Here is a 772-nt window from a genome sequence, read left to right on the forward strand (position 1 = left end):
AGAGTAAAACAAGATAATATTCATGGCGTAGTCATTACGCATGGTACCGATACATTAGAAGAGACAGCTTATTTTCTTGATTTAACAGTTCAAGCAACTATCCCAATCATTGTGACAGGGGCAATGCGTTCTAGTAATGAATTAGGTGCCGATGGTCTATATAATTTCTTATCAGCTGTAAAAGTTGCTAGTAGTAATGAAGCTGCTGAAAAAGGCGTTCTAGTCGTATTAAACGACGAAATACATTGTGCTACAAATGTAACAAAAACGCACACAAGTAATGTCGCGACATTCCAAAGTCCACAGTACGGACCAATCGGTATGGTAACAAAACGCGGTGTTGTTTTCCATCATGCTTTAGTGCATCACGAAACATACACAGTACGACAAATTTCCAAAAACGTTGTCGTTCTAAAAGCATACGCAGGTATGGATGATACATTATTATCAGCAATCGAAACACTACCAGTAGACGGAATTGTTATTGAAGCACTTGGACAAGGTAATTTACCCCCAAGAACACTTCCTAGTCTAGGGCGATTAATAGAAAAAGGCATTCCAATTGTATTAGTTTCTCGTTGCTTTAACGGTATCGTTCAAGATGTATATTCGTATGAAGGTGGCGGCAAACAATTAAAAGATATGGGCATTGTATTCACATACGGTTTAAATGCTCAAAAAGCACGTATCAAACTACTAGTCGCATTAGAGAATACAAATTCTCATGAAACAATCCAAAATATGTTTATGCACGAATAAAAAAAAGCTGTCG

At 37.3% G+C, this 772-nt stretch carries 1 protein-coding gene; it reads left to right on the top strand.

Going from position 1 to position 772, the window contains the following annotated elements; all coding sequences use genetic code 11:
- Positions 1–759 (top strand): asparaginase (locus KI356_RS24575; protein WP_212936738.1); only part of this gene is annotated, 759 nt, incomplete at its 5' end.
- Positions 760–772 lie beyond the last annotated feature (13 nt).

This window comes from Bacillus hominis (genome assembly GCF_018332515.1).
Taxonomy (GTDB): domain Bacteria; phylum Bacillota; class Bacilli; order Bacillales; family Bacillaceae_G; genus Bacillus_A; species Bacillus_A hominis.